The sequence below is a fragment of the Halobellus sp. EA9 genome (genome assembly GCF_051195055.1).
In the GTDB taxonomy this organism is placed as follows: Archaea; Halobacteriota; Halobacteria; order Halobacteriales; family Haloferacaceae; genus Haloquadratum; species Haloquadratum rubicundus.
Genome location: NZ_JBNTJW010000004.1, coordinates 124250 through 141691, shown reverse-complemented (window position 1 = coordinate 141691; position 17442 = coordinate 124250). Strand labels below are relative to the sequence as shown.

General features: G+C 67.0%; 16 protein-coding genes. 6 read left to right on the top strand and 10 right to left on the bottom strand.

All coding sequences use genetic code 11. The features are described 5' to 3' along the window. The first annotated feature begins 79 nt into the window (after nucleotides 1–79). Complete coding sequence (locus tag ACQUQ0_RS06840; RefSeq protein ID WP_435184026.1) at nucleotides 80–1195, top strand: sulfite exporter TauE/SafE family protein; 1116 nt, start codon at nucleotides 80–82, stop codon at nucleotides 1193–1195. A gap of 1 nt (nucleotide 1196) precedes the next feature. Further along, nucleotides 1197–1649, top strand: coding sequence for a universal stress protein (locus ACQUQ0_RS06835; protein ID WP_435184024.1), 453 nt, complete (start codon nucleotides 1197–1199; stop codon nucleotides 1647–1649). A gap of 135 nt (nucleotides 1650–1784) precedes the next feature. On the opposite strand, the gene ACQUQ0_RS06830 is transcribed toward ACQUQ0_RS06835, so the two are convergent. Together ACQUQ0_RS06830 and ACQUQ0_RS06825 are read right to left on the bottom strand one after the other, a co-directional pair. Further along, nucleotides 1785–1931, bottom strand: a complete 147-nt coding sequence (locus ACQUQ0_RS06830; RefSeq protein WP_372386734.1) for a hypothetical protein — start codon at nucleotides 1929–1931, stop codon at nucleotides 1785–1787. A gap of 94 nt (nucleotides 1932–2025) precedes the next feature. Then, on the bottom strand, nucleotides 2026–3201 hold the full coding sequence (locus ACQUQ0_RS06825; RefSeq protein WP_435184021.1) for an SPFH domain-containing protein: 1176 nt from the start codon (nucleotides 3199–3201) through the stop codon (nucleotides 2026–2028). A 755-nt stretch (nucleotides 3202–3956) separates the two neighbouring features. Here ACQUQ0_RS06825 and ACQUQ0_RS06820 point away from each other — a divergent pair. The 4 genes from ACQUQ0_RS06820 (at nucleotide 3957) to ACQUQ0_RS06805 (ending at nucleotide 6312) form a co-directional block, all read left to right on the top strand. Beyond that, complete coding sequence (locus ACQUQ0_RS06820; protein ID WP_435184019.1) at nucleotides 3957–4751, top strand: IclR family transcriptional regulator; 795 nt, start codon at nucleotides 3957–3959, stop codon at nucleotides 4749–4751. Nucleotides 4752–4869: 118 nt separating this feature from the next. Beyond that, nucleotides 4870–5238: a VOC family protein gene (locus ACQUQ0_RS06815; RefSeq protein WP_435184017.1), complete on the top strand. Its 369-nt coding sequence runs from the start codon at nucleotides 4870–4872 to the stop codon at nucleotides 5236–5238. A 296-nt stretch (nucleotides 5239–5534) separates the two neighbouring features. Continuing rightward, the gene (locus ACQUQ0_RS06810; protein WP_435184016.1) at nucleotides 5535–5744 is read left to right on the top strand and encodes a DUF7554 family protein; all 210 of its coding nucleotides are present in this window, start codon (nucleotides 5535–5537) and stop codon (nucleotides 5742–5744) included. 46 nt (nucleotides 5745–5790) lie between these two features. Then, nucleotides 5791–6312 (top strand): 2'-5' RNA ligase family protein, encoded by a 522-nt coding sequence (locus tag ACQUQ0_RS06805; RefSeq protein ID WP_435184015.1) that lies wholly within the window; start codon nucleotides 5791–5793, stop codon nucleotides 6310–6312. 28 nt (nucleotides 6313–6340) lie between these two features. Here ACQUQ0_RS06805 and ACQUQ0_RS06800 read toward each other — a convergent pair whose 3' ends face one another. From ACQUQ0_RS06800 to ACQUQ0_RS06765, 8 genes are all read right to left on the bottom strand, one after another. Continuing rightward, nucleotides 6341–7717 (bottom strand): cytochrome P450, encoded by a 1377-nt coding sequence (locus tag ACQUQ0_RS06800; RefSeq protein ID WP_435184251.1) that lies wholly within the window; start codon nucleotides 7715–7717, stop codon nucleotides 6341–6343. Between the two features lie 105 nt (nucleotides 7718–7822). Next, a complete protein-coding gene (locus tag ACQUQ0_RS06795; RefSeq protein WP_435184014.1) occupies nucleotides 7823–10192 on the bottom strand; it encodes an amino acid permease in 2370 nt (789 codons plus the stop codon). A gap of 146 nt (nucleotides 10193–10338) precedes the next feature. Next, a complete protein-coding gene (locus ACQUQ0_RS06790; protein ID WP_435184013.1) occupies nucleotides 10339–12516 on the bottom strand; it encodes an ATP-dependent DNA helicase in 2178 nt (725 codons plus the stop codon). A 146-nt stretch (nucleotides 12517–12662) separates the two neighbouring features. Beyond that, nucleotides 12663–13166: a phosphate-starvation-inducible PsiE family protein gene (locus tag ACQUQ0_RS06785; protein ID WP_435184011.1), complete on the bottom strand. Its 504-nt coding sequence runs from the start codon at nucleotides 13164–13166 to the stop codon at nucleotides 12663–12665. Nucleotides 13167–13225: 59 nt separating this feature from the next. Next, nucleotides 13226–14125: an ornithine carbamoyltransferase gene (gene argF, locus ACQUQ0_RS06780; RefSeq protein ID WP_435184009.1), complete on the bottom strand. Its 900-nt coding sequence runs from the start codon at nucleotides 14123–14125 to the stop codon at nucleotides 13226–13228. Between the two features lie 5 nt (nucleotides 14126–14130). Then, nucleotides 14131–15348, bottom strand: a complete 1218-nt coding sequence (locus ACQUQ0_RS06775) for a [LysW]-lysine hydrolase (protein ID WP_435184007.1) — start codon at nucleotides 15346–15348, stop codon at nucleotides 14131–14133. Next, entirely contained in the window at nucleotides 15345–16484 is a 1140-nt protein-coding gene (locus tag ACQUQ0_RS06770; protein ID WP_435184005.1) for an aspartate aminotransferase family protein, read from the bottom strand. The genes ACQUQ0_RS06775 and ACQUQ0_RS06770 overlap by 4 nt, the downstream gene beginning before the upstream one ends. Then, nucleotides 16481–17428, bottom strand: a complete 948-nt coding sequence (locus ACQUQ0_RS06765) for an acetylglutamate/acetylaminoadipate kinase (protein ID WP_435184003.1) — start codon at nucleotides 17426–17428, stop codon at nucleotides 16481–16483. The genes ACQUQ0_RS06770 and ACQUQ0_RS06765 overlap by 4 nt, the downstream gene beginning before the upstream one ends. Between the last annotated feature and the right edge of the window lie 14 nt (nucleotides 17429–17442).

The following is a 17442-nucleotide window of genomic DNA, read 5'->3' as shown; positions in this document are numbered from 1 at the left end:
CTCGATCGCCCGGTCGCCCCGCGCTCGTTCTTCGGGCCGGCCGATCGAGCGCCCGACCGCCAACTAACTTCAAAGACCAATGAGTTCCGTCTCATACGACCGCGTCCAGCGATCGTTCCTCCGGTACCAGCACGTGTTCGTGTTCCTCGCGCCGCTCGTCTTCGTCGTCGGCGTGTTCTTCGCCGCGCCGACGCCGGCGGACGCCGGGACCGACTACTGGCTCCAGTTCTGGTGGCTGTTCCCGGTGTTCCTGACCGGCGCGACGATCGTCAACACCGTCGGGATCAGCGGCTCGGCGCTGTTCGTGCCGTTCCTCATCTTCCTGTTTCCGCTGGTCGCCGCGCCGCTGGAGCCCGAGACGATCGTCAAGGTCGGCCTGATCAGCGAGGCGTTCGGCCTGTCGAGTTCGTCGATCGCGTTCATCCAGTACGGGCTCGTCGACCGCCGGCTGGCGCTCACCATCGTCGGCGGCACGGTCCCCTTCGTCGTCGGTGGGGCGCTGCTGTCGTTCATCGTCCCCGAGCCGGTGTTCCACGCGCTGCTGGGGATCGCGTTGCTCACGGCGTCGTACCTCCTGTTCAAGACCGACCTGGACCACGAGGCCGGCGAGTCCGACGACGACGCCGACGCGGCCGCGGACGTCGACGGCGAGGTCGACCCCGACGCGGCGGTCGACGGCGGCCAGGCCGACCTGCCGAACGACGCGGACAAACTCGGTCCCGCCGGCGTCGACACCGACGAGGAGGGCAACGTCACCCGCGTCGACCGCGAGGGCGACGACTACCGCTACACCCGCGGCGGCTACCTCCGGCGCTTCGCCAACTACAGCATCGGCGGGACGTTCCAGGGGCTGGCCGGGTTCGGCGCCGGCGAACTCGGCATCATCTCGATGCTCGGCACCAAGGTGCCGGTCCGCGTCGCCATCGGAACGAACCACATCGTGGTCGCGCTGACGGCCGTGCTCGCCTCGCTGGTCCACGTCTTCGGCGGCGGGCTCGTCGGCGGCCACTCGCTCAGCCTGGCGTCGACGCCGTGGAATATGGTCGTGTTCACGGTCCCGGCGACGGTCACCGGCGGCCAGATCGCTCCCTACGTCTCGAACGCGCTCGAGACGTCGACGATCAAGGGCTTCGTCGGCGTGCTCTTTGCGATCATCTCGGTCGCGCTCTTCCTGATGGCCGCGGGGGTCGCCTGAGATGGCCGGCCCCTACGAGACGATCCTGCTCCCGACCGACGGGAGCGAGGCGTCGCTCGCGGCGGCGACGCACGCGGGAACGCTCGCGGAGACGTCCGAGGCGACCGTCCACGTCGTCTCGGTCGCCGACAGCCGGAACCGCTTCGAGAGCCCGAGCAGCGGGCTCGCGCCCGAGGTCTGGGAGGACGCGGAACACGACCGCGCCGAGGCCTCGATCGCGGAGACGGTCGCGCGGCTCCCCGACGCCGTCGCGGTCGAACGGACGGTCGCGACCGGCATCCCGCAGGACGAGATTCTCGACTTAGTCGACGAACTGGGCGCCGACGTCGTCGTGATGGGGACCCACGGGCGCTCCGGTCTCGACCGCTACCTCGTCGGCAGCGTCACGGAGCGCGTCGTGCGCCACTCGCCCGTGCCGGTGCTTACGGTCCGCGGCGACGGCGAACTGGAGTAACGTCGCCTCCGCGACCCCGAACGGGCGGGGCGGTACCTTCGACTGGACGCACAGAAAATCCGTCGTCGGATCGAAGCGTCTCCGACGAGAGAATCCGCTACGCTGTCGGGCCGGTCCCGACGGTGAGCGCGAGCCCTACTTCTCGATCGCGCGGACGCGCATCTCGACGTACCGATCGGCCCACTCGAGGAAGTGTCGTTTCACCCGGTTCAGAATCCGGTGCTCCGGCGTCGGTGGCGTCGCCTCGCCGCGTGGGGCGGCCGGTCCGCGTTCGTGGCTCATACCTCAATTATGCGCCGGCCGTGGGATAATGTTAACGATTATTCGGGCGGTCTCTCGGACGCACGGCGGCCGACGCGTCTCATCGTGAGTACTCTCACTGCGTCTCGTACGCGCCGTCGACGTTCAGGTCGACGTCGGTGTCGGACGCCTCCGCTCCCCGTTCGGGGAGGTCGTCGACGCCCTCGGCGGCCTCGATCTCGTCGACGGAGTCGACGATCGCCTCCACCTCGTCGAGGCCGAGCAGCTCGCGGGTCTCCGCGTCGAAGTCGAGGCTCTCCAGGCCGGCGGACTCCTGGAGGTCGGAGTCGGTCAGCCGGCGGCCGTAGCGACCCAGGAGGCTGGTGAGCTCCTGCGGGAGGACGTAGGTCGTCGACGGCGACGTCCCGATCGACGTCAGCGTCTCCAACCCCCGGTCGACGATCGCCCGCTCGCCCATCGACTCGGCGGCCCGCGCCCGCAACACGGTCGCGACCGCGTCCCCCTGCGCGCGGAGGACCGAGGCCTGCTTTTCGCCCTGGGCGCTGATGACGTTCGCCTGCTGTTCGCCCTGGGCGGTCTCGATCGCCGACCGCCGTTCGCCCTGCGCCTCCAGGATCATCGCCCGGCGGCGGCGCTCGGCGGAGGTCTGTTCTTCCATCGCGTCCTCGACGTCCCGGCTGGGCTTGACCGCCCGGACCTCGACGCTCTCGACGCGGATGCTCCACTCGTCTGTGGGCTCGTCGAGTTCCTCGTTGATGCGGCGGTTGATCTTCTCTCTTTCAGATAAGGTCTCGTCGAGTTCCATATCGCCGAGCACCGCCCGGAGCGTCGTCTGTGCGAGGTTCGAGACCGCGCGCTGGTAGTCGTCGACCTCCAGGAAGGCCCGCTTGGCGTCCATCACGCGGATGTAGACGACGGCGTCGGCGGTCACGGGAGAGTTGTCGCGGGTGATCGCCTCCTGCTTCGGCACGTCGATCGTCTGGGTCCGCATGTCGAAGGGATACGTCCGCGAGACGAACGGCGGGATCACGTTCAGGCCCGGTTCGAGCAGCTTTCGGTACTCGCCGAAGACCGTCAGCGCCTCCTTGTCGTAGGCGTCGACGATCTCGACCGCGCTGTACACCGTCGCGGCCGCGAGCGCGAGGACGACCAGACCGAGGGCGGTGGCCGGATCGCTCCCGAAGAGGACGAAGGCGACGAGGGCGATGAGGGCGACGCCGGTCGCGGGCGCGACCCAGTCGGGGAGACCACGGGCGGACAGCCGGCCCAGTTCGCGGAAGAGGCTCGCCATATCGGCCATTGGGAACGTGTCACATTAAGGGTGTTCCGCGCGGTCGTCTCGATACTTCGGTCGTCGCGGCCGCGCTTCGCCCCCTCGAAAACATACGAATATAGTTAATAACATAATAAATACTGAAAACAAAAATAAACAGAAATACAGGATTAATTTGGATAGCGTATATTGAATCAGATACTCCAATGAGCCGTTTGAAACGCGACAAAAGAAAAAATCGAGTCTCGTGGCGAACACATTATAAGAATAAATTATAACTACGAAAATTTATATTTGTATATTTAGAAGCAGATAATCGGTATATGCGGCTCTTGGTGGTGGAGGCGTACGCTTGATAGTTGGGCATAGACGGCACCCAAATATAACATCCGTACATATGTTACCTTTTGGACGGGCAACTATCGGGCCAGCAGACCGTCTGTCGGACGATCTCCGGAACTGTGTCTTCAGGTTTGGGTGGCTCGATTCGGGCGTTATCGATTCATTTTCTCGTGTTTCCCTCTCGCAAACCCATATTCGCAGATTTCTACGGTGCTTCTGTGAGGGGACGTGATCGCCGATGAGAGAGACCCTGTAAAATCAAGTGTATATTAGCGTTTGACGGCTAAACTCGAATCCGATTCGATGTCTATACTGACTGTATCCGGTCGATCTTGGACTTCCCCTCGAATAAATTAGATTTCTTCCTCAGAAACGATTCTTCTAATCCGTTTCTCACAAAGAGTTAAGCGGTGTGCTCGACAACGGGGGATATGGACCAGTCGGAACCGAATGCGGGTCCGCCGAAGGGGACGCCGACGATCAAGTCGGTGGAGACCTCCCACGAAGTCATCGCCGCGATGGAGGACCTCGGGCTCGCGAGCGTGACCGAGATCGCGGCGCACGCCGGCCTCTCGAAGGGCGGCGCGTACAAACACCTGAAGACGCTCCAGCAGAGCGGCTTCGTCGTGCGGGAAGACGGGCAGTATCGGCTCGGGCTGCGCTTTCTCGACATCGGCGGGCGAATCCGATACGACCACCCCGGCTCGCGGATCATCAAACAAAAGATGCGGGAGCTGGCGTTGGAGACCAACGAGACGAGCATCTACACCGTCCTCGAAAACGATCGCACGATCACGCTGTTCCGGGAGGCGGGGAGCCGCGGGGTTCCGACCCGCACCCGGGTCGGCAAACGGCTTTACCCCCACGAAACCGCCGCGGGCAAGTGCCTCCTCTCGCGGCACTCCCGCGAGGAGGTCGAGCGGCTGTTCGACGGCGGGCCGCTCCCCAGCGTCACCGACAACACTATCACCGACGTCGGCGACCTGCTCGACGAACTCGCGACGGTCCGGGAGCGCGGCTACGCGTACAACATCGGCGAGAGCGTGGAGGGGCTCGTGGCGATCGCGGCGCCGCTCGTCCCCGACGACGAGGTCATCGGCGCGTGCTCGGTCACCGGGCCCTACCACCGAATGAAGGGCGATCCGCTGGACGAGGAGGTCCGAGCGACGCTCCTGAGCTTCGTCAACGAACTCGAACTCAACATCGCCCACGCGGACACGTCGTGAGCCGTTGGCCCGCGTACGCTGTCCGTTCGACGGATTGATTTCAAATGTGAACCAAACAATATATAAAAACTTCGCTAATTGAGGAATTTATTTATACTACTATCTTCAATAGAAGAGCGTGCTTGGAAAAATCGATCACATCGAGATAGAGGCGAGTGACGCAGACGAGATGGCGGAGTTCCTGAAGAAGCTCGGCTACGAGGAACTGCGTCAGACGGATCACCACGGCACCTCCTACGAGCTCGAACCCGCCGACGGCGACGGACCGATCTTCGAGATCCACACCGTCGAGGGCGAGGAGGTCCCCGGCATCAACCACATCGCCTTCGCTCACGACGACGTCGAACAGCTCGCCGACGAACTCCGCGACGCGGGCGTCGAGCGCGTCGTCGACCCCTACTACGTCGAGAAGACCGGCCGGACGATCTGCAACTTCCGCGACCCCGACGGCCGCCGGTTCCAGGCCGTCGACGAAGCGGACGAATAACGCCGATCCGGACCCCGTGGCCGCGCTCGATCGGGGTATCGATTCCAATTTTACACTTAGAATAGTAATCCAAACAGATATCATAGCCATCTGTTTTTTCTAATCTCATTATACCCTATTTAGCCGCTGAAATTCCCAACGGCGGTCTGAATAGCGACTAAAAAATAATACGATAAATTATCTTTTTCGAAAATATCCGAATTGCTAATGTTACGCTCGATCGCAGCGGTTACATTCCGCTAAATTCGACCGTAACCATCCGAAGACACTTGATTATCCCCGCCGATGTGACGCCTATGCGTATTCCGTTGCCCGACGCCGACCGCGCCGAACTGGAGGTCGAATCGCTCCTCAGGATCGTGCTGGTCCTCGTCCTGATCTGGCTCGTACTCGAAGTCATCAGCGAGGTCCTCGGCATCGTCGGCTGGCTCCTCGGACCGCTCCAGCCGATTCTCGGCCTCGCGCTCGTGGTCCTGATCGTCCTGTGGCTCCTCGATCGGATCTGATCGACCGACCCGACGGCTTCTTGCGCGTCCGCGATCCATACCGTCCGTGTTCAGTCTGAACGTCCCCGTTCCCGGACGGGTCGCCCGCCTCGCCGGCGACCTCCACCCGGAGCTGACGCGCTTCGAGCGGATCCGCGACCGTCACACGCTCGTCGTCAAGCGCTTCGACACCGCCCTCGACCCCGACGCCGACTCGCTCTCGCGGCTCCGCGAGCGGCTGCGCCCGCTGCTCCGGGATGCCGCCTCCGGGCCGGTCGATCTCCGCATATCCGGGCTGGACTGCTTCGCGGACCCGCCGCGCGGCACCGGGCCGGTCGTCTATCTCGCCGTCGAGAGCCCCGGACTCCACGCGCTGCACCGTCGGCTCTGCGAGGCCTTCGGAACCGTCGAGGAAATCGAGGGCGACGACTACGTCCCGCACGTCACCCTCGCGCGCGGCGGGAGCGTCGAGGACGCCCGCGACCTCGTTCGGCGTCGCGAGATCGAGCCGATCGCCTGGACCGCCGACGAACTCCGGATCTGGGACTCGCGGCATCGCGAGGACGCGGCGCGGCTCCCGCTGCGGTGACTTTCCGTAAGCGGTTCGGCGATCCGCCTCACTCCGTCCGGGGCCGGATCCGCATCCCCATCGGCTCGTCGGGGTGCATCGTCAGCGACCCGCGGAGCTCGAAGGGCTCGTCGCGGACGTACTCCAGTTCGTACTCCTGGGCGACGGTCCCGAGGATCAGCTTCGCCTCCAACAGCGAGAGGTGCTTGCCGATGCAGTGGCGCGGGCCGCCCCCGAACGGGAAGTACGCGAACCGCGGGCGTTCGTTCCGGCGCTCGGCGAGCCAGCGGTCGGGGTCGAACGCCTCGGGGTTCCGATACCACCGCCCCGAGCGGTGGACGGCCCACTGGGACAGCATCAGCGCCGACCCCTTCGGGATCCGGTAGCCGCCCAGCCGGACGTCGACCTTCGGCTCGCGGAACAGCGCGTAGACGGGCGGGTACAGCCGCATCGACTCCTGGAGCACGCGTTCGAGGTAGTCGAGCTCCCGCGCGTCGGCCGCCGTCGGCGGGTCGCCGCCGCAGACCGCCTCCAGTTCGTCGTGGACTCGCGCCGCCGCCTCGGGGTGTTCCGACAGGAGGTACCACGTGTAGGTCAGCGCCAGCGCCGTGGTGTCGTGACCGGCCAGCAGCATCGTCATCAGCTCGTCGCGGAGCTGTTCGTCGCTCTGCTCGCCGCGGTCGCGCGCCCGGAGCAGGATCGACAGCAGGTCCATCGGCTGGCCGTCGTCGCCCACCGCGTCGGCCGCCGGATCGACGGACGCGTCGCGTTCGGTCCCGCGGCGCTCGGCAACGAGGTCGTCGATGATCTTCTCTAGGGCCCGGACCGAGCGGTGGTACTCACGGTTCTCCCGCGTCGGCGCCCACTCGGGGACGACGGCGCGCATCGGATCGGGCTCGAAGCGCTGGCCGAGCGGTTCGAGGTGCTCCTGGATCGCCTCGGTCTGGTCCTCGGAGAGCTGGGCACCGAACATCGCTTCGACGATCACGCGGACGGTCACCCGCGCCATCTCCAGTTGGACGTCGCGGACCTCGCCGGCCTCCCAGTCGTCGAGCATCTCGCGGGCGTTGCGGACGATCACCTCGCCCAGGCCGGCGACCCGCTGCGGGCTGAAGGCCGGCTGGGCCAACTGCCGCTGTCTCTGCCAGGTCTCGCCCTCGCTCAGGAGGAGGCCGTCGCCGAGCAGCGTGCCGATGGCGTCGTTCTCGACGTCGGTCTTGCCGAACTTCGACGCCTCGGAGACCAGCACCCGCTCGATGTCGGCGGGGTTGGTGAGGAGGTACGTCTCAAGCGGGCCGAGGTCGAACCGGACGACGTCGCCGTAGGCCTCGGTGACGCTCGTGAGGAAGGCGAAGGGGTCGCGGGCGTACTGCCGGCTGTTGCCGAACACGGGCACGCCGGCGGGCCCCGGCGGCTGGGTTCGCATCGGAGACATCGAGTCTTAGTTGGCCTGCAGCGGTATGAGCCGTTCGGCCGTTCTTCGTGATCCCGGTCCGCGAGGCAGCGGAGGCCCCCGAGTCGACGGACGGTGCTACTCCTGTGAGATCAATCTGCGGAGATACGAGGAGATTCCGAGATCCCGTTTGGCCATGATGACCGTCCCAGCCGCGTTTGGTCCGACCTGTTCGGGGACCGCCCCGAACACGAACTTCCGTAGCAGCCCCTCCCGGGTCGCTCCGATGACCGTGAGATCGTACTCCGACGACTCGTCGACGATCGTCTCCGCGACGTCTTCTCCCTCCGCGAGTCGCGTCTCACACGACACGTCTGCCAGGGTGGTCGCCGTCTCTTCGAGCCCCTCCCTCGCGTTCGTGCGGGCCCGCTCGTCAGCGTCCGGACCGACGACACGCAGCGCAGTGACGGACGCCCCCGTCGTGTGTGCGATAGCGCGGGCCACCTCGGCGGCGTACTCGGCGTGCGGACCGCCGGCGGTCGGCAGCAGGATCGAACCGGGCGCCCCGCCGTTGCCGATCCGCTCGACGAGCACCTCACACGCGGCCTCCTGCACCACCGTATCGACGGTCGATCCGAGGACGATATCGCGCCGTCGTGCCGGTCGCCCGCGCCATCCCATCAGGACCGCGTCGGAGTCGTGCTGCGCGATCGTGTGCAGGATGGCCTCGTCGACGTGGTGGCCGATACGGACGATACCGTTGACCGGAACGTCCGTCCCGCCGCTGCCCTCCTCGACGGCCCTCGCTCGTTCCAGGATCTCCTGTCGGTCGTCGGCCTCCGCGTGGCCCGCCGACAGCGGCGTCTGTTCGGGGAGGTCGACGACCGACAGCACGAGAATCTCGCCGTCGTTGTCGGCAGCGATGTCACGCGCAGTCCGTATGAGTTGCTCGGTGTGTTCGGGGTCGGCGATCGGGACGAGCAGCTGGTACTCGCGGTCGTCGGGCGCGGACTGTTCGATGACGGTGGGCGTCTCCTGTTCGATCTCGGCCTCGCTGGTCGTCCCGATGACGGTCACCCAGAGAGCGATCCCGATGACCTCCGCGACGAGACCGAAGACCAGCGCGCCGGGCTCGACGTTCGCGACGAGCACCAGGTTCGCGAGGACGGCGACTATCGGGACGTACGGGACGGCGGGCACCTCGAACCCGCGATCGATGTCGGGGTACTTCTGGCGCGATCGCACGACGGCGAAGTTGACCACGATCAATCCGGTCAACAGCATGAAATCGGCGAAGTGGGCGATCGCGCTGATGCCCATATGGAACGGGACGACGCCGGTGTGGATCGTGAGCGTCCCGAACAGCGTTCGCGGCAGCACCGTGAAGAAGAAGATGAAGAACGCGATGAGCACCCCGGTCAGCGCCACCGACCAGTAGGGCGTGTTGAACGACTCGTGCAGGGTGTCGAACCGATCCGGGAGATGGTCCCGTCGGCTCATCGCCAGCTTCACGCGCGATCCGGCGAGAATCGTCGCGTTCGCCGCAGATAGCATCGAAAACAGCGCTCCGACGATGATGACGTAAAACCCGACGTCGCCGAGATAGAAGGACGCCGCATAGGCCATCGCGAGCTCGCCGTGGGTCTCGATGAAGTGTTGCGCGCCGGCCGCATCAGTCACGTCGCCGACGGTCCTGATGAGCAGCTGCAGGTACTCGGGGTTGTTGATGGCCAACGTCACGACGAGCACGACGAGCGAGTAGACCACCGTGACGAACCCCATCGAAATGAAGATGGCCCGCGGGACGTTCCGGCCGGGGTCTTCGATCTCCTCGGCGTTCGTCGCGATCGCCTCGAACCCGAAGAACGTGATGAACACCAGCGCGCTGGTCAGCCCGATCTGGCGGAACTTCGTGAGGTTGTCCGTGACGGACTGCTGGATCGTCGCGGCGTCGAACGCCTGGAGGCCGCCGTACAGGAAGACGACGATGAGAGCGACCTTGAGCGCGGTCACGACGATCTGGAACTGCCCCGACTCCTCGGTGCCCTTGAGGTTGACGCCGAGGAGGAGGGCGAGAATCACCAGCCCCGACACCCAGAACGGAAGCGCCGCCTGGAGCCCCTGGGAGAACAGCGGGACGATGAATTCGTCGAACCAGTCCGAAAAGGACGCCAGGTAGAAGGCCGCGCTCGCGGGATACCCGAGAATCATCGACCAGCCGACGATGTAGGTGACGTCGGAGTCGAACGTGTTGGCGACGTAGGCGTAGCCGCCGCCCGATTCGGGGTAGATCGAGGCGAACTCGGCGTAGGCGAAGGCGGTAAAGGATGCGACGACTGCGGCGACGACGAACGCGACGATCGCCATCGCGCCGACGTTGCTCACCGCGAGCCCCGACAGGACGAAAATTCCGGCGGCGATCATCGTCCCGACGCCGAGCGCGACCGCCCCGACGACGCCGATGTCTCGGTCCAGTTCGGTCTCGACGCTGGTTCGTTCGTCAGTCACGGATCAAGGGTCTGACGGGACCGAGAAAAGCGCTATCATCTTCAGCGTGATATATTAGGTCGGTGGTAATACCGGCCGGCCCGCGTCGAGGCCCCGTTGGACGACGGAGTTCCCGTGACCTCCCGCTCGATAGCCCACACAGCCCGTCACGGCGCCGGCGGCTCGCCGTCGTAGACGTTGAGGTCGGCGTAGAAGTTCAGCATCGCGAACTTCAGCTTCTCCGGGGCGACGTCGAGCAGTTCGGCCCGCTCTTCGGGCGGGAAGCTGTCGCGGACGCCGTACTTCCCCATATCCGCGCTCTGCTGGGTGTAGCGCTTGTCGACGAGCAGTCGGACGCCGAAGTCCTCGGGCGAACGGATCACGCGCCCGAGCGCCTGTCGGGTCTTCCGGATCGTCGGGATCTCGACCGCGTAGCGCCAGCCCGCCGACTCGCGGTCGTCGTAGGCGCGGTCGTAGGCGTCCTGGATCGCTTCCATCCGCTCGGACAGGTGGGGGTACGGCACGCCGACGACCGCGACGGTCCGCGCGTCGTCGCCGTCGAAGCTCACGCCCTCCGCGAGGGTCCCCCACAGCGAGGTGAACAGCGCGGCGTCGCCGCTCCCGACGAACTCCCGGCGGAGCGACTCCGTGTCGACGTCGGAGCCGTCGAGCAGGACCCGCGTCGTCACGTCCTCGCGCGACCGGAGGCGGTCGCGGTAGCGCTCGGCCTCGGCGTAGGAGGGGAAGAAGAAGAGCGCGTTCCCGGGCGTAAAGCGCGTCGCGTCGGCCAGGACGTCGGCGACGGCCGACTGGGTCTCGGGGTCGTTCCGCTCGGAACTGAAGAGCGCGGGCGCCTCGACCGCGAGCGTCCGGCGGCGCTCCTCGGGGTATTCGAGCCCGTAGGCCATCGTCGCCGGATCCGACAGGCCGAGGACGTCCTCGGCGACGTCGAACGGCCGGAGCGTCGCCGACATCAGGATGCTCGCGTGGACCTCCTCGAACAGCGCTTCGGTCACCTCGCGAGGGATGCAGGTGTACAGCTCCGCGCGGCCGTAGATCTCGTCGGTGCCGGCGTCGCGGCGCACCGAGCACATCGGGTGCTGTCCGAGCTTCGCGCCGTCGGCCATCCACGCGGCGACGAACTCCGCGGCCTGGAGAGTCTGACACTCCGACCGCGTCGTCGCCTCGCCCTCGCGGTAGGCCTCCTCGTACTCCCGATCGAGCGCGCGGCCGAGCTGGAGCGCCAGGTCGACCTCCGCGTCGATGCCGCGACCTTCGTAGCGGCCCAGGAAGGAGAGCGTGAGGTCGTCGCGCCGATCCGCATTGGCGATCGAGAGGTCGTACCAGTCGTCGCCGACCTGCTCGCGCTCGCCGAAGCCGAACGCGTCGTCGTAGGTCTCCCGCAGCGCGCCCAGGAACGCCGAGAGGACGTTCTCGGCGGGCGCCGCGCGGGAGTCGTCGGCGTCTTCCAGTTCCGCGAGCGCTTCTTCCAAGGTGTTCTCGGTCAGCGTCCGACTCGCGTGGTCTCTGGCGGCCGATTCGATGTTGTGGGCCTCGTCGAAGACGGTCACGACCTCCTCGGGCTCGCGGCCGAGCCACCGGAAGAACTGCTCGCGGATGTTCGGATCCAAGAGGTGGTGGTAGTTGCAGACGACCAGATCGACCGCCTCCATCCCCTCCTTGAGGAGTTCGTACCCGCAGAGCGTCCGCTCGTGGGCGTACTCGTAGATCTCTTCGGGCGTTCGGACGTCGTCGAAGAGCCACTCGAAGAACTCGTCGTTCGACCCGGTGAGGTTGTTGTAGTAGTGCTCGCAGACGTTTCCGTCGCGCAGGTCTTCGAGCTCCGAATCGATCTCGTCGAGTTCGTCGGTGACGGCGCGTCTGGCCTCGCCGGCGCCGTCGGCGCCCTCGCGGATGCGATCCAAGAGCGCCTCCGCCTGCTCTGAGAGCTCCGCCCGCTCTTCTTCCTTCTCGACGAGCGTCCGGGTGGTGTCGCGGAGGGTCTGACACTCCTGGTACTCGACGTCGATGTGGCACATCGAGGACTTGCCCTTGAACACCACGGCGCGGAGGGGCTCCTCGCGGGTGATCGCGCGGGCGTCCTCGACGAACTGCCGCATCTGCTGGTGGACGTTCGTCGTGATCACGACCGTCTTGTCGGTCCGCCGCGCGTAGTCGAGCGCGGGCACGAGCGACGAGAGGGTCTTTCCCGTCCCGGGGGCGCCCTCAAGGAGGACGTCGCACTCGTCGTCCAGCGCCGCGGCGATCTCTTCCATCGCCGAGCGCTGATTCGGGTACGGCTCCTCGTAGGGGAAGAACCGCTCGTACTCGCCGGTCGTCGACACGGTGACTCCTCCGCCCTCCTCGGATTAAAAGGCTCGGACGGCGGTAGGCCCACAGTGATTACGCTCATAGTGATTGCTCTCACTGTTTACCGCCGAAGGCCACCCCCGGTGACGGCGTCGGCGGTCAGAGACGAGAGTCATCACTATCACTCCGTCGCCCGCTGTTCGATGTAGAGGATCACGCCGAGCCCGATCAGCGCGAGCGTGTAAGCGGCCGCCGCGAAGAGCGCGTCCTGGGTTGTCGCGTACTCGCCGGTCCGGAAGATGATCACCTTCCGCACCATCGCGATGATCCCGGTGTAGATGATCAGCCGGACGATGCGGCGCGTCTCGTTCCGCCGGGTGTAGGCGATCACCGTCTGGTACACCTCGACGATGATCAGGAGCAGTAGCCCGGTGTCGATGATGTCGATGACGGCCAGGGGATCGGTGATGTTGCCCGCCGCGGCGACCTCCACGATCTGGAGCGCGAGATCGACGACGCCGATGGCGAAGAGCAGCGCGAAGATGGCGGCGGCGGCCAGTTCGACGACGTTGATGAAGTCCTCGATGTGGCTGGCGACGCGATCGACCCACGTGTCCAGCCACCGCGGCGAACTCCCCACCCCCGCAGCTTCCGGATCTGCGTCCGAATCCGAGTCTCCAACCATACGAGCGTCGCTACCCGATGGTTCGGCTACACGTAAATAAAAGCGGTTGCCGTCCTCGATCAGGCGTCCAGCAGTTCGACGAGCAGCCCCTTCTGGGCGTGCAGGCGGTTCTCGGCCTGGTCCCAGACGAGCGCGCGGTCGGATTCGAGGACGTCGTGGGTGATCTCCTCGCCGCGGTGGGCGGGCAGACAGTGCATCACCTGCGCGTCGGAGTCCGAGAGCAGTTCCTCGTTCACCTGATAGCCCTCGAACGCGGCGAGCTTCTCCTCGCGCTGGTCCTCCTGGCCCATCGAGATCCACACGTCGGTGTAGACCACGTCGGCGTCGGCGACGGCCTCGGCGGGGTCGTCGACGGCCGTCGGCGGGTGACCGATCGCCTCGGCCTGATCGAGCACGTCCTCGCTCATCCCGTAGCCGTCGGGCGTCGCGACCGTCAGGTCCAGGCCGACCATCGCCGCGCCGATCACGAACGACTGGCCGACGTTGTTGCCGTCGCCGACCCAGGCGGCCTGGACGTCCTCGAAGCCGCCGAAGGCCTCCTGGATCGTCAGGAGGTCCGCGAGCGTCTGACACGGGTGGGCGTCGTCGGTGAGGCCGTTGACGACGGGGACGTCCGAGTACTCGGCGATCTCCAGGAGGTCCTCGTGGTCGAACAGCCGCGCCATCACGGCGTCGACGTACCGCGAGAGCACCCGCGAGGTGTCCGACAGCGGCTCGCCGTGGCCCAGTTGGATGTCGTCGGGGCCGAGGAAGATGGCGTGGCCGCCCAACTGCGTCATCCCGGTCTCGAAGGAGATTCTGGTTCGGGTGCTGGGCTTCTCGAAGAGCATCCCCAGGGTGTGGTCCGGGAGTTCGGTGTCGTCCTCGCCGGCCTTGATCGCCGCGGCGCGGTCCAGCACCGCGTGCAGTTCGTCCGTCGCGAGGTCGTCGATGTCGAGGAAGTGGTCGGTTTCGAGCATCTCTCTCACTCCTGCAGGCGCTCGCAGACGTCCACGAGGACGTCGATCGAGCTGTCGTACTCCGCGAGGTCGAGGTGTTCGTTCGGGGCGTGGTCCAGATCGGAGTCGCCCGGGCCGTAGGTCGCCATCGGGCAGTCCCACGCGCCGGCGTAGATGTTCATGTCGCTCGTGCCGGTCTTCCTGAGCAGCCTCGGCTCGCCGCCGGCCCCGCGGATCGCGACGCGGAACGCGCGGCCGACCTCGGTGCGCGGGCTCGTCATCACGGGCGGGATGGGCTTTTCCCAGTGGACGCTTCCCCGCACTAATTCGCCCTCGGCGACCTCCCGGATGTCGTCGATGGTGAACTTCGGGGGCACGCGGAACTGGACGTCGACGGTCGCCTCGACCGCGAGGCCGTCCTCCGTCGGGCCGCCGTCGAAGCTCACGGGCTTTGTCGTCACCGTGTCGAAGACGCCGTCGGACTCGTCCTCGTCGAAGAAGTCCGCGACGCTGGACCACCAGTTCACCGCCGACTGGATGGCGTTGTCCTCGGGGCGCGAGGAGTGGCCGAGTTCGCTCGTCGAGACGTACGTGCCCGCGAGGAAGCCGCGGTACCCGAGGGTGATGCCGTCCCAGCCCGAGGGCTCGCCGTTGATCACCGCCTCGGGCGCCTCGCGGTCCTCGACGAGGTGCCACGCGCCGGTGGAACTGGTCTCCTCCTGGACGACGCCGACGAAGGAGACGCCGGTCTCGACGGCCGCGACGGCCATCGCCGCCAGCGGCCCGGTCGCGTCGACGGTCCCGCGACCCCAGAGCACGCCGTTTTCGATCCGCACGGGCACGTCGCCCGGCACGGTGTCGACGTGCGAGGTCAACAGGACCGAGTCGTCGGCGGGCGCGCGCACGTTGCCGACCTCGTCGATCCACACCTCGCGGTCGTGGGCCTCGAAGAACGCCTTCAGCCGCTCGGCCGCGGCGGCCTCCTGGCCGGACGGCGAGGGGATCGAGACCAGATCCGCGAGCAGGGTCTGGGCCTCGTTCAGCCCCTCGGTGAGCCCCGGCTCGACGTCGAAGACGTCGTGGTCGGTCGCGGTGAACGCCGTGCCGCCGTCGCCCGCGACGTCGACGCTGTCGGGGTCGAACTCGACGAGCTCGGTCGGGTCCGCGTCCGTCGGATCGGCTTCGGCCGCGGCCGGCTCGGCCTCCGTCTCGTCGAGGTCGTCGGGATCGAGTTCCAGGCTCATCCGAGCACCTCCACGAGCGAGTCGACGAACTGGTCGGCGTGGCTCTCGTCGATCGTGAGCGGCGGGAGCAGCCGGACGACCGTCCGGCCCGCCGGCAGCGCGAGCACCTGCTCGGAGAGCGCGAGGTTCTTCAGCACGCGGTTTGCCCCCCGCTTCACCTGGATCCCGATCATCAGGCCGACGCCGCGGACCTCCCTGACGGGGAGGTCGTGTTCGTCGACCGCGGCCTCGATCTCGCTCCGGAGGTACTCGCCGACGCGCGCGGCGTTTCCGGGCACGTCCTCGTCGACGACCGTCTCCAGGGTCGCGTTGGCCGCGGCGGCGACGACCGGCCCGCCGGAGAACGTCGAGCCGTGGTCGCCGGGCTCCTCGGCGATCCAGTCCTGCACGAGGGTCGCCCCGAGCGGGAGCCCGTTGGCGATCCCCTTCGCGGAGGTGAGGATGTCGGGCTCGACGCCGACGCCCTCGCAGGCCCAGAGGTCGCCGGTCCGCCCGACGCCCGTCTGGATCTCGTCGAAGACGAGCGCCGCGCCCGCGTCCTCGGTCACCTCGCGGGCGTGTTCGAGATACTCCGCGGGGGCAGGGTGGATCCCGCCCTCGCCCTGGATCGGCTCCAAGAAGAGCGCCGCCGTCTCCTCGTCGACCGCCTCGGCGAGGGCCTCGCTGTCGCCGTAGGGGACGAACTCCACGCCGCCGGCCAGCGGCTCGAACGGCGCCTTGTACTTGTCTTTCCAGGTCAAAGCGAGCGACCCCAGCGTCCGGCCGTGGAAGCCGCGCTTCGTCGCGACGATCTTCGAGCGCCCCGTCGCCGAGCGGGCGAACTTCATCGCCGCCTCGTTGGCCTCGGTCCCGGAGTTACAGAGCCAGACGTTGTCGGCGTCGCCCGGCCCCAGCGCGGCCAGTTTCTCGTAGAGGTCGGTCCGCGCCTCGACCGGGTAGGAGGCCTGCACGTAGGTCAGCTTCTCGGCCTGTGCCCGGACGGCCTCTGTCACCGCGGGGTGGGCGTGGCCGAGCGCGGCGACGGCGTAGGAGGCGCCGAAGTCGAGGTACTCGGTGCCGTCGGGGCTGTAGAGGTACGCGCCCTCGCCGGACTCGATCTGGATCGGCTTCTCCGAGAAGACGAAGCCGCCGCTCATCCGTCCACCTCCTCGCCGTCTGCGACCGCGCTCGCCTCGATGTGGGTGCCGCTCCCGCCGAGTGCGGCCAGGATCGGATCGTCGGCGTTCGCGTCCGCGACGATCACGGTCGTCGCCCCGCCGTCGAGCGCCTCTTTGGCTGCCATCACTTTCTTGGTCATAAACCCTTCCGCAGCGTCCTTTAGCGCGTCGAATTCCGCCGGGGTCGCGACCGACCCGATCAGCGTCGATTCGTCGTCGGGGTCGCGGTAGACGCCGGCGACGTCGGTGAGGACGACCAGTTCGGCCCCGAGCGCGCCCGCGACGGCCGCGGCGGCCCGGTCGGCGTCGGCGTTGACCGCGACGCCGTCGTCGGCCAGCATCGGCACGGTGACGACCGGCGTGTGGCCCTGATTCAACAAGAGTTCGAGCAGGTCGGCGTTCACGTCGGTGATCTTCCCCGAGTGGTCGCCGCGCTTGATCTTCTTCTTGCCGTCCTCGATCACGCGCACCGCGGACTTCCGCGGGCCCGAAAGCAAGCCGCCGTCGACGCCCGAGAGACCGACGGCGTCGACGCCCGCGTTCCGCAGGGTGACGGTGAGGTCGGTGTTCAGCTTGCCGGGCATCACCATCGTGAACACCTCCATCGTGCGCTCGTCGGTGAAGCGCCCGACGACGCCGCCGGGCGTCTCGACGTAGGTCGGCTCCTCGCCGAGCTCTTCGAGCGTGTCGTCGACGGCGGTCGAGCCGCCGTGGACGACGACGACCTCCCGTCCCTCGGCGACGAGGTCCGCGACGTCCTCGACTGCGCCCGCGGGGTCGACCGCGCGGGCGCCGCCCACCTTCACGACGACCGGCGGCTTCCCGTCGCCGCGCTCGCCCCCGTCGGCTCGGACTCGCGGGTCCGCGTCGTCGTCGGGCGTCTGGCGCGCGGCGCGTGCGTCGTGTGGTGTAGTATCGTACATCATCGTGAGGTGGA

What these genes read in the sequence shown, in the direction of transcription:
- ACQUQ0_RS06835 (WP_435184024.1), top strand. Translation starts at nt 1,197, where the DNA reads ATGGCCGGCCCCTACGAGACGATCCTGCTCCCGACCGACGGGAGCGAG.
- ACQUQ0_RS06765 (WP_435184003.1), bottom strand. Translation starts at nt 17,428, where the DNA reads ATGTACGATACTACACCACACGACGCACGCGCCGCGCGCCAGACGCCC.
- ACQUQ0_RS06820 (WP_435184019.1), top strand. Translation starts at nt 3,957, where the DNA reads ATGGACCAGTCGGAACCGAATGCGGGTCCGCCGAAGGGGACGCCGACG.
- ACQUQ0_RS06810 (WP_435184016.1), top strand. Translation starts at nt 5,535, where the DNA reads ATGCGTATTCCGTTGCCCGACGCCGACCGCGCCGAACTGGAGGTCGAA.
- ACQUQ0_RS06825 (WP_435184021.1), bottom strand. Translation starts at nt 3,201, where the DNA reads ATGGCGAGCCTCTTCCGCGAACTGGGCCGGCTGTCCGCCCGTGGTCTC.
- argF (WP_435184009.1), bottom strand. Translation starts at nt 14,125, where the DNA reads ATGCTCGAAACCGACCACTTCCTCGACATCGACGACCTCGCGACGGAC.
- ACQUQ0_RS06800 (WP_435184251.1), bottom strand. Translation starts at nt 7,717, where the DNA reads ATGCGAACCCAGCCGCCGGGGCCCGCCGGCGTGCCCGTGTTCGGCAAC.
- ACQUQ0_RS06830 (WP_372386734.1), bottom strand. Translation starts at nt 1,931, where the DNA reads ATGAGCCACGAACGCGGACCGGCCGCCCCACGCGGCGAGGCGACGCCA.
- ACQUQ0_RS06775 (WP_435184007.1), bottom strand. Translation starts at nt 15,348, where the DNA reads ATGAGCCTGGAACTCGATCCCGACGACCTCGACGAGACGGAGGCCGAG.
- ACQUQ0_RS06770 (WP_435184005.1), bottom strand. Translation starts at nt 16,484, where the DNA reads ATGAGCGGCGGCTTCGTCTTCTCGGAGAAGCCGATCCAGATCGAGTCC.
- ACQUQ0_RS06785 (WP_435184011.1), bottom strand. Translation starts at nt 13,166, where the DNA reads ATGGTTGGAGACTCGGATTCGGACGCAGATCCGGAAGCTGCGGGGGTG.
- ACQUQ0_RS06840 (WP_435184026.1), top strand. Translation starts at nt 80, where the DNA reads ATGAGTTCCGTCTCATACGACCGCGTCCAGCGATCGTTCCTCCGGTAC.